The following is a 9,439-nucleotide window of genomic DNA, read 5'->3' as shown; positions in this document are numbered from 1 at the left end:
GAAGGGGCGGGGAGATCGCGAGGAGGCGCTCCTCCGCGAGCGTCCCCAGCGGGAGCAGGCCGCGCGGGTCGCGCAGCAGCGTCATGCTCTTGTCGCTGACCTCCTGCGCGAAGCGGGCGTGCTCCTCCTCGTGGGTGTGGTCGAGACCGAGCGGCAGCCCGCCGTCGAAGAGCCCGTATTTCTCCTTATAGAACAGGATGCGCCCCACCCGGTCGTCGAGCGTCTCGCGGGAGATCGTGCCGTTTTTGACGGCGGCGAGCACCTCGTTGTAGGCGGCGCGCTGGACCTGAAGGCCCGCCGCGCCGTCCCCGCCCGTGCCGGTCGTGAGGATGTCGGCCCCCGCGTTCACCGCCAGCACGCACGCGTTCCCGATGCCGTACTGCGACGTGACCGCGCCCATGCGCATCGAGTCGGTGAAGATGAGCCCCTCGAAGCCGTTGGACAGGCCCTCCCCCTCCCGCAGCATGCCGGTGAGCACCGCCTTGGAAAGGGTCGCGGGCCGCCCGTCCGGGTCGATCCGGGGGTAGAGGATGTGCGCGGCCATCACGCCCGCGACGCCCGCCTTGCCTGCGGTCAGGAAGGGGACCAGCTCGGCCGCCGCGAGTTCGTCGAGGGATTTCTGCGAGACGGGAAGGCCGTAGTGGGAGTCGACCGACGTGTCCCCGTGGCCGGGGTAATGCTTGGCGACCGCCAGCACCCCACGGCTCTGCAGCCCGAGCGCGTAGGCCGCGGCGGCGCCCGCCACCCGCTCGGGGTCGTCGCCGTAGGAGCGCACCCCGATGACGGGGTTCAGCGGGTTGGTGTTCACGTCCGCGACGGGCGCGAGGTTGCAGTTGATGCCGAGCGCCCGCAGCTCCTCCCCGACGAACTCCCCCTCGATCCTGAGGGCGTTCGCCTCGGGCACGGGGTCGAGGGCGGTGGGCTCCCCGCCCGACGCGGCGAAGGCCATTGCGCCGGGGTAGACGGTGGCGCCGTCGGTGACGCGGGTGACCTCCCCGCCCTCCTGGTCGACCGCGATGAGAGCGGGCGCTCCGGTCGCCTCGGTCACGGCGCGCTGAATGGAATCGGTCAGGGCGGAGATCTGCGCCCCGTTTTCACAGTTGTTGCCGAAGAGGATGACGTTCCCGATCTTCGCCTCGGTGAGAAAGGCGAGGGAGGCCGCGTCGAGGCCCGTCCCGGGGATCGAGACGAGGAAGAGCTGGCCGACCTTTTCCTCGTCGGTCATCCCCGCGAGCAGTTCCCGCGCCCGCTCCCCCTCCGGCGCGGGGGCGGGCGCGGCGGGCGGAATGGGGTCCGCGTCCTCCGGCGCGGAGGAGGCGGGCGCGGACTGCGCGGGCTCCCCGAGCGGCGCGGGAGCGGGCGCGCAGCCCGCGAGCGTCAGCGCGCAGAAAAGCGCGCACAGGGTCGGTTTATGAAGCATATTGAAACTTCCTCCAATGGATTTCTATGGTTGACAGCGGGTCTTTCTTATTCTATCATATTTAGATAGGGCCGCCAACCGGGGATTTGGACGCCGGTGGAATACGGATGTATTTTGCAGGTGGAATTTCTTCAAAGACGCGCCCAAATCCTTGTGAAATCTTCCGATGTCCCTGACCGATTTGTCAAAAAAAGCGGCATGTCTTTTGGGATTTAAAACAAATACCAAAAAATCAATTAAAATTTTATGAATAATCCTAAAAGAAATCGTGTTTGTCTTTTGAGGATTGGCGAAAAAGACTATGGATTTTACAGGGTATTTGCAATATACTTGAAAAAAGTAATCTGTTACTTTAAAGCGGTAGCGGCCGACACCGGACGCCGCCCCTTTACCAATTGAATTGGGAGGAAAGAAAATGAAAAAGTTACTGGCACTGACCTTAGCGGTCATGATGGTGCTCTCGCTGGCCGCCTGCGGCGGCAGCGACACCCCTGCGGCCCCGTCCGCCCCCACCGACGGAAGCGCCGAGGCCCCTGCCGCGGACGGCGCGCCCTCCGCTTCCGGCGACACGATCAAGGTCGGCCTGCTGGCCAACACCACCGGCGACAACGCCATGTACGGCAACGCGGTCAAGAACGGCGCGATGCTCTACTTCGATGAGGTCAACGCGGCCGGCGGCGTGAACGGCAAGCAGATCGAGGTTATCGCCCTCGACGAGAAGGGCGACGCCACCGAGGCTGTCACCGCCTTCAACCGCCTGCTCGACCAGGGCATCACCGCGCTGGTCGGCTCGGTCCTCACCGGCCCGACGATCGCCGTCGCCGACGAGACCTATCCGATCAACATGCCGCAGGTCACCGCCTCCGCGACCGCCGCGGGCGTCACGATGATCGACCCCGAGGACCCCGCGAGCGAGATCCGCACCAACATCTTCCGCTCCTGCTTCATCGACCCGTTCCAGGGCGAGAAGATGGCGCAGTACGCCTCCGAGAAGCTCGGCGCCAAGACCGCCGCCGTCATCTTTGAGACGGGCAGCGACTACTCGGTCGGCCTCAAGGACGCGTTCGTCGAGAAGTGCGGCGAGCTGGGCGTCGAGGTCGTCGCGGCCGAGGGCTACAGCAAGGGCGACGTGGATTTCAAGGCGCAGATGACCAACATCGCCTCCAAGAACCCCGACGTCGTCTTCTCCCCCAACTACTACCAGGATGATGGCATGATCGTCACCCAGGCCCGCGCCGCCGGCGTCACCGGCACCTTCCTCGGCGGAGACGGCTGGGGCAGCGTCAAGGACTACGCCTCCGCGGAGGACCTTGAGGGCTCCGTCTACTGCTCCGGCTACGCGCCCGGCTCCAACGACGCGGTCAAGAAGTTCGAGGCCGACTACGAGGCCAAGTACGGCGAGGCGATCCCCAACATGTTCGCCCCGCTCGGCTACGACGCCGCCCTGCTGCTGGTCGAGGGCCTGAAGGCCGCCGAGGCCGCCGGGCTGGAAGCCGGCTCCGACGACTACAAGCAGGCCGTGATCGACGGCATCAAGGGCATCAACGGGGTCGAGGGCATCACCGGCTCCTATGCGTTCGACGAGTACAACAACCCCATCAAATCCGCCGCGATGATCAAGCTGACTGGCGGCGAAGAGGTCTTCACCGAGCTCTTCTGATCCGCGAACGGAACAACTGCAAGGAACAACTGTGCCGGGGGGAAGAGCATCTCTTCCCCCCAGCATGGTTTCTTCTGCTTCATGGAGGGCGGACGCCCAATGGGCATTCCTACGCGGGCAAGGGCGCTTCGCGTGGAAACGGCCATTGGCTGTTCGCAATTTTTGCTACCATCGGGCCGGCGCGTGCCGGGCCCCATCCGCCGAAGAAAGGACGTGGCAAAGCCTATGTCTCTGTTCTCTACCATCGTCAGCCAGCTGGTCAACGGACTCCAGTCCGGCTCCATCTACGCCCTGGTGGCCCTGGGCTACAGCATGGTGTACGGCATCATCCTGCTTTTAAACTTCGCGCACGGCGACATCATCATGGTTGGCGCCTACGCCGCGTGGATGTGCATGGTGAACTTCCACCTGCACCCGGTCGTCTCCATCCTCATCGCGATCCTGACGAGCACCCTGCTCGGCGTCGTCATTGAGAAGGTGGCCTACACGCCGCTGCGCTCCGCGCCCCGTCTCTCGCTGCTCATCACCGCCATCGGCGTCTCCTTCCTGCTCGAAAACGGCTTTCAGCTCATTTTCGGCGCGGGCGCGAAGGACATGTCCAGCGCCATGACCGCGGTCACCGGCGGGCCGAGCATCTCCTTCGGCGGGACGACCCTCAGCTTCCCCGCCATGCTCACCATCATCGTCTCGATCCTCTCGATGGCGGTGCTCACCTTCCTTGTCCAGAAGACCAAGCTCGGCAAGGCGATGCGCGCCGTCAGCGAGGATATGGGCGCGGCCCAGCTCATGGGCATCAGCGTCAACGCGACCGTCTCCTTCACCTTCGCGGTCGGCTCCGCGCTGGCGGGCATCGGCGCGATCCTCTACCTCTGCGCCTACCCGCAGGCCAACCCCACCATGGGCTCGATGCTCGGGCTCAAGGCCTTCGTCGCCGCCGTACTCGGCGGCATCGGCTCGATCCCCGGCGCGATGATCGGCGGCTTCGTCATCGGCATGGCCGAGGCGCTCGTTTCGGCGGTCGGGCTCTCCGTGTGGAAGGACGGCGTCGTCTTCGCCATCCTGATCGTCGTGTTGCTCGTCAAGCCCACCGGCATCCTCGGGCGCAACATCACCGAAAAGGTTTAAGGGGGGCGTTGAGATGAATCAGAATCAAAAACGCATCCCCATGCCCGCGCGCTACGCGATCAACGCTGCGCTGGTCGTCCTGGCGTTCGTGGCGCTCAACCTCATCACCGGCGCGCTCTCGAGCTACTACACCAAAATCCTCATGCTCGTCGGCATCAACATCATCTTGGCCGTCTCGCTCAACGTGGCGACCGGCTACCTCGGGCAGCTTCCGCTCGGGCACGCCGGGTTCATGGCGGTCGGCGGCTATGCGGCGGGCATCTTCCTCAAGGCGATGCCCATGCCCAATCTCGACAAGCTCCCCGAAGGGGTGAACGCCGCCGCCGCGCACCTCCAATACAATTTCTACGTCGTGCTGGCGCTTCTGCTGGCGGGGCTGGTGGCCGCGATCTTCGGCATCATCATCGGCGTGCCCGCCCTGCGTCTCAAGGGGGATTACCTCGCGATCATCACCCTCGGCTTCGGCGAGATCATCCGCGTCGTGCTCCTCAACATTGACAGCGTGCTCGGCTTCGACTTCACCTTCGGCGCCTCTGGCCTCAAGCGCATCCCCAAGGCCGCGACCGTCTCGAACGTGTTCATCTGCGTGGTGATCACCTGCCTGGTGATCCACATGGTCATGAAGTCCCGCCACGGGCGCGCGATCCTCTCGATCCGCGAAAACGAGATCGCCGCCGAAAGCTGCGGCATCCACACCACCTACTACAAGGTCATGGCGTTCACCCTCTCGGCGTTCTTCGCGGGGGTGGCGGGCGCGCTCTACGCGACCTACGTCGGCATCCTCCAGCCGAACACCTTCGGCTTCATGAAATCGATCGAAATTCTCGTGATGGTCGTGCTCGGCGGCATGGGCTCGATGCTCGGTTCGATCCTCTCCGCCACCGTGCTCACCGCGCTGCCCCAGGTGCTGCTCGCCTTCGATAAGTGGCGCATGGTGCTCTATTCGATCGTGCTCATTTTGGTGATGATCTTCAAGCCCTCCGGCCTGATGGGCACCTACGACTTCTCGATGAGCAGGCTGCTTGAGAAGTTCATGAACCGCTTTGGCGGGAAAAAGAAGGGGGAGGCGGTCAAGCAATGAGCGATTACGAGCTGACCTATAACGACTACGACAGCCGGGAAAAGATCCTCCCCGAGCGCGACAAGGCCTATACCCCCGTCATGGAGGCGATTGGGCTGAGCATCGAATTCGGCGGGCTGCCCGCCGTCGACGACTTCAACCTCACCGTCGGCCGCACCGAGATCTGCGGCCTCATCGGCCCGAACGGCGCGGGCAAGACGACCGTCTTCAACCTGCTGACCAAGGTCTACCAGCCCACCCGCGGCAAGATCCTCATCGACGGCAGGGACACCAAGGGGATGAGCACCATCCAGGTCAACCGGGCGGGCGTGGCGCGCACCTTCCAGAACATCCGGCTCTTTAAGAACCTGTCGGTGATCGACAACGTCCTGATCGGGATGCACAACCACACCCATTACAACATGCTGACCTCGACCCTGCGCCTGCCGAAATACTGGAAGGCGGAGAAGGCGGCGAGGGAGAAGGCGCTGGAGCTGCTCTCGATCTTCGGGATGCAGGACCAGGCGGACGCGGAGGCGGGAAGCCTTCCCTACGGCGCGCAGCGGCGGCTGGAGATCGTGCGCGCGCTGGCGACCGGCCCCAAGCTGCTGCTGCTCGACGAGCCGGCGGCGGGCATGAACCCCTCGGAGACGACCGAGCTGATGGAGAACATCCACAAAATCCGCGATACCTTCCAGATCGCGATCATGCTGATCGAGCACGACATGAGCCTTGTCATGGGCATCTGCGAGGGGATCGCGGTGCTCAACTACGGCAAAATCATCGCCAAGGGCACGCCGGAGGAAATCCGGCGCAACCCGGTGGTCATCGAGGCGTATCTCGGCAAGAAGAGGGGGGAGAAGCAGGATGCTGAAGGTCAGTGATATCAACGTCTACTACGGCAACATCCATGCGATCAAGGACATCTCCTTCGAGGTCGCCAAAGGGGAGATCGTCTCGCTGATCGGCGCCAACGGCGCGGGCAAAAGCACCATCCTCAAGACGGTCTCCGGCCTTCTGCGCACCAAGACCGGCAGCATCACCTTCCTCGACGGCGACATCCGCACGGCGGCCCCCAACCACATCGTCAAGCTGGGGCTTGCCCACGTGCCCGAGGGGCGGCGCATCTTTTTGCAGATGACGGTGCAGGAGAACCTCGAGATGGGCGCCTATACCCAGAAGCCCACCGCGCTGTCCGCCGACCTCGAAAACGTCTACGAGCGGTTTCCCCGCCTCAGGGAGCGCCGCAGGCAGGTGGCGGGCACCCTCTCGGGCGGCGAGCAGCAGATGCTGGCGATGGGCCGCGCGCTCATGAGCCATCCGACCCTGCTGATGCTTGACGAGCCGTCGATGGGGCTTGCGCCCATCCTGGTGGAGCAGATCTTCGACATCATCCAGGAGCTGCACCGCGCCGGGACGACGATCCTGCTGGTCGAGCAGAACGCGCAGATGGCGCTTTCGATCGCGGACAGGGCGTATGTGCTCGAGACGGGGCGGATCGTGATGAGCGGCACCGCCAAGGAGATGCGGGAGGACGAGCGGGTCCAGAAGGCCTATCTCGGCATGTAAAAAAATCAAGGGGCGCGCCGAGGGCGCGCCCCTTTTTTGGAGGCGGACAGGATGGCGGAGGCCAAGACGAACGCGATGCGGATGCTCGACCGGGCGAAGATTTCCTACCGGGTGCACGTCTACGGGCACGCGGACGGGAAGATCGACGGGGTGAGCGTGGCGGAAAAGCTCGGGCAGGACGTCGACGCGGTCTATAAGACGCTCGTGACCAGGGGCGCGTCGGGCGGCAACTTTGTGTTTGTGATCCCCGTGGCAAAGGAGCTCGACCTCAAAAAGGCGGCGAAGGCGGTGGGGGAGAAGTCGGTCGCGATGATTCCGGTGGCGGAGATCAACAGGACCACCGGCTACATCCGGGGCGGCTGCTCGCCGGTGGGGATGAAGAAGCTCTTCCCCACGGTGTTCGACAGGGCGGTGGAATCGCTCCCGGCGGTCTGCGTGAGCGGAGGGCGGATCGGCTGCCAGATCGAGGTTTCGCCGGGCGACCTGCTGCCGCTCGTCCGGGCGAAAACCGCGCCGATCACGGCGGATTAAAGGGTTTAATCTAAAAGTTTTCGCCCGCCTTTTATAAAAGGCGGCGGGTTGTCAGGGCGGAGCCCTGACGCGTGCGCCGCAGCGCACAAGATACCTGATCCTTCAGGAGCATTTTCTTTGCTTCTTTCTTTTGCGATAGAAAAGAAAGAAGAAGATGCAAAGGGCCGCTTCCCAAATGGGAAGCGGCCCTTTTGCGATGTTCCTTTTTCTCTTGTAAAAAGGAACCGAAAAATACGCCTGAAGGATTGGGCGTTCCGCTCGCCGCGGCGAGCGGCGCGGGGCGCGGCCCCGCGGCCCCGCCACCTTTGAAAAGGTGGACGAAACGTTTGGATTTGGGTTAGTCGCCTGAGTAGACAAAGCGCGGGACGACGCGTCCGTCCTGCTCGACGTCCTCGAGGAACATGTCGAGCGGGCGCACCCAAAGCCCGCCTTCCCCGTAGAGGGCGCGGTAGACGACCAGCTCCTCGAGCGTCTCGCTGTGGCGCGCCTTGCCGATCACCTCGTATTCGCCGCCCTTGAAGTGACGCCACCGTCCGGTTTTCAGCTCGCGCGGCGCGGGCGGGACGGGCGCCGCCGGCGCGCCCGTGGATGCGGCCTCGCCGCTCGAAGCGGCGGAGAAGCGTTCCCACTCCTCCTGCGGCACGAGGATGCGGGAGCCGTAGGCGGGAACCTCCAGCTTGAGGTTGCCGTCGTTCGTCTCATAGGAGGTCCCGGTAAAGAGGTCGACGAGCGGGGAGGCGTCCACGCGGAATTCGAGGTATTCGGGATGCTCGGCGAGGTTGAGCGCCACATAGACGCTCCGGCCGTTCAGCTCCCGGCGGAAGGCGTACTGTTCATTTTTGATGAGCGCGTGGTCGTAGCCGCCGTACTGGAGCGCGGGCAGCGCGCGGCGGACGGCGCCGAGCCGCTTGATGTGCTCGCAGAGCTGGTAATTCGCGTCCTCGATCTTCCCGAGCTCGAGGCAGGGGCGCAGCCCGGCGTCCGAGCCGTTCTGCTTGATGCCCTTGACGCCCCATTCGCTGCCGTAGTAGACCGACGGCGCGCCCGGCATCGTGTAGAGCAGGGTATAGACGTTTTCGAGGTGGCGCTCGTTGCGCAGCACCGACGCGAGCCGGTTCACATCGTGGTTGTCGACGAAGTTGTAGAGGCAGAGGTTTTTATAGATGCCGCCCGGGCCGAACTGCCGCGCGAGCGAGTGGGCGATCTCGAAATAGTTGCGGTCGTTGTGGGAGGAGTAGAGCCCCTTGGCGCACTCGTAGTTGGTGACCGAGTCGAGCATGTCGGGGTTGGCCCAGCGGTTGTAGTCGCCGTGGATGATCTCGCCCATCAGCCAGAAGTCGGGCCGCTTGCCCCGGCAGAAGGCCTTGAGGCGGCGGAAGAAGTCGAAGTCGACGCAGTCGGCCGCGTCGAGGCGCAGGCCGTCGATGCCGAATTCGTCCATCCACATGCCTACCGCGCCGAGCAGGTGGTCGACCACCTCGGGGTTGCGCAGATTGAGCTTGACGAGGTTGAAGTGCCCCTGCCAGCCCTCGTACCAGAAGGCGTCGCCCATCGGGCTGCCGCCGCCGAAGTTGAGGTTGTGGAACCAGCTGCAATACCGGGAGGACTGCCCGTTCTGCTGCACGTCCCGGAACGCCCAGAAGCCGCGGCCGACGTGGTTGAACACCCCGTCGAGCACGATGCGGATGCCGTTTTCATGCAGCGCGGCGCACACCCTTTTGAAGTCCTCGTTGGCGCCCAGCCGCCGGTCGAGGGTGTAGTAGTCGCTCGTGTCGTAGCCGTGCTCGGACGACTCGAACACCGGCCCGAGGTAGAGGGCGTTGACCTGCATCTCCCGCAGGTGGGGAATCCAGCCGAGCAGCTTTTCAATCCGGGGGACGGGTTCGCCGCCCTCGTTCTGCTGCGGCGCGCCGCAGAAGCCCAGCGGATAGATATGATAAAATACCGATTCATTGACCCAGCTCAAAAAAACCATCCTTCCGTGCGGGGGAGACTCGATGCGCATTGCCCGCACCCGAACAGTATACACGACTTTACAGAAAATAGCAAATCTCCGGGGATGGAAAAAAGAGGA

General features: G+C 64.1%; 8 protein-coding genes. 6 read left to right on the top strand and 2 right to left on the bottom strand.

The features are described from left to right. Positions 1 to 1,420 (bottom strand): glycoside hydrolase family 3 protein (locus tag RCI06_RS06245; protein ID WP_306575065.1); only part of this gene is annotated, 1,420 nt, incomplete at its 3' end. 415 nt (positions 1,421 to 1,835) lie between these two features. Between RCI06_RS06245 and RCI06_RS06240 the strand changes: the two genes are divergently transcribed. The 6 genes from RCI06_RS06240 (at position 1,836) to ybaK (ending at position 7,365) form a co-directional block, all read left to right on the top strand. Continuing rightward, positions 1,836 to 3,080 carry an ABC transporter substrate-binding protein gene (locus RCI06_RS06240; protein ID WP_101551724.1) on the top strand — a complete coding sequence of 415 codons (1,245 nt, stop codon included), beginning with the start codon at positions 1,836 to 1,838 and terminating at the stop codon, positions 3,078 to 3,080. A gap of 225 nt (positions 3,081 to 3,305) precedes the next feature. Then, on the top strand, positions 3,306 to 4,205 hold the full coding sequence (locus tag RCI06_RS06235; protein WP_101551722.1) for a branched-chain amino acid ABC transporter permease: 900 nt from the start codon (positions 3,306 to 3,308) through the stop codon (positions 4,203 to 4,205). A gap of 13 nt (positions 4,206 to 4,218) precedes the next feature. After that, positions 4,219 to 5,286 (top strand): branched-chain amino acid ABC transporter permease, encoded by a 1,068-nt coding sequence (locus RCI06_RS06230; protein WP_276873367.1) that lies wholly within the window; start codon positions 4,219 to 4,221, stop codon positions 5,284 to 5,286. Positions 5,287 to 5,366: 80 nt separating this feature from the next. Then, the gene (locus RCI06_RS06225) at positions 5,367 to 6,149 is read left to right on the top strand and encodes an ABC transporter ATP-binding protein (RefSeq protein WP_370867172.1); all 783 of its coding nucleotides are present in this window, start codon (positions 5,367 to 5,369) and stop codon (positions 6,147 to 6,149) included. Further along, positions 6,133 to 6,834: an ABC transporter ATP-binding protein gene (locus RCI06_RS06220; protein ID WP_101551716.1), complete on the top strand. Its 702-nt coding sequence runs from the start codon at positions 6,133 to 6,135 to the stop codon at positions 6,832 to 6,834. Before RCI06_RS06225 ends, RCI06_RS06220 begins: the two co-directional genes overlap by 17 nt. A gap of 51 nt (positions 6,835 to 6,885) precedes the next feature. Beyond that, positions 6,886 to 7,365, top strand: coding sequence for a Cys-tRNA(Pro) deacylase (gene ybaK, locus RCI06_RS06215; protein ID WP_276873361.1), 480 nt, complete (start codon positions 6,886 to 6,888; stop codon positions 7,363 to 7,365). Positions 7,366 to 7,702: 337 nt separating this feature from the next. Here ybaK and RCI06_RS06210 read toward each other — a convergent pair whose 3' ends face one another. Further along, positions 7,703 to 9,340: a DUF1653 domain-containing protein gene (locus tag RCI06_RS06210; RefSeq protein WP_121586851.1), complete on the bottom strand. Its 1,638-nt coding sequence runs from the start codon at positions 9,338 to 9,340 to the stop codon at positions 7,703 to 7,705. Between the last annotated feature and the right edge of the window lie 99 nt (positions 9,341 to 9,439).

The sequence above is a fragment of the Anaerotruncus massiliensis (ex Togo et al. 2026) genome, assembly GCF_030825285.1.
Classification (GTDB): Bacteria; Bacillota; Clostridia; order Oscillospirales; family Ruminococcaceae; genus Anaerotruncus; species Anaerotruncus massiliensis.
This window is presented reverse-complemented; position numbering and strand designations above follow the sequence as displayed.

What these genes read in the sequence shown, in the direction of transcription:
- RCI06_RS06240 (WP_101551724.1), top strand. Translation starts at nt 1,836, where the DNA reads ATGAAAAAGTTACTGGCACTGACCTTAGCGGTCATGATGGTGCTCTCG.
- RCI06_RS06235 (WP_101551722.1), top strand. Translation starts at nt 3,306, where the DNA reads ATGTCTCTGTTCTCTACCATCGTCAGCCAGCTGGTCAACGGACTCCAG.
- RCI06_RS06230 (WP_276873367.1), top strand. Translation starts at nt 4,219, where the DNA reads ATGAATCAGAATCAAAAACGCATCCCCATGCCCGCGCGCTACGCGATC.
- RCI06_RS06225 (WP_370867172.1), top strand. Translation starts at nt 5,367, where the DNA reads ATGGAGGCGATTGGGCTGAGCATCGAATTCGGCGGGCTGCCCGCCGTC.
- RCI06_RS06220 (WP_101551716.1), top strand. Translation starts at nt 6,133, where the DNA reads ATGCTGAAGGTCAGTGATATCAACGTCTACTACGGCAACATCCATGCG.
- ybaK (WP_276873361.1), top strand. Translation starts at nt 6,886, where the DNA reads ATGGCGGAGGCCAAGACGAACGCGATGCGGATGCTCGACCGGGCGAAG.
- RCI06_RS06210 (WP_121586851.1), bottom strand. Translation starts at nt 9,340, where the DNA reads ATGGTTTTTTTGAGCTGGGTCAATGAATCGGTATTTTATCATATCTAT.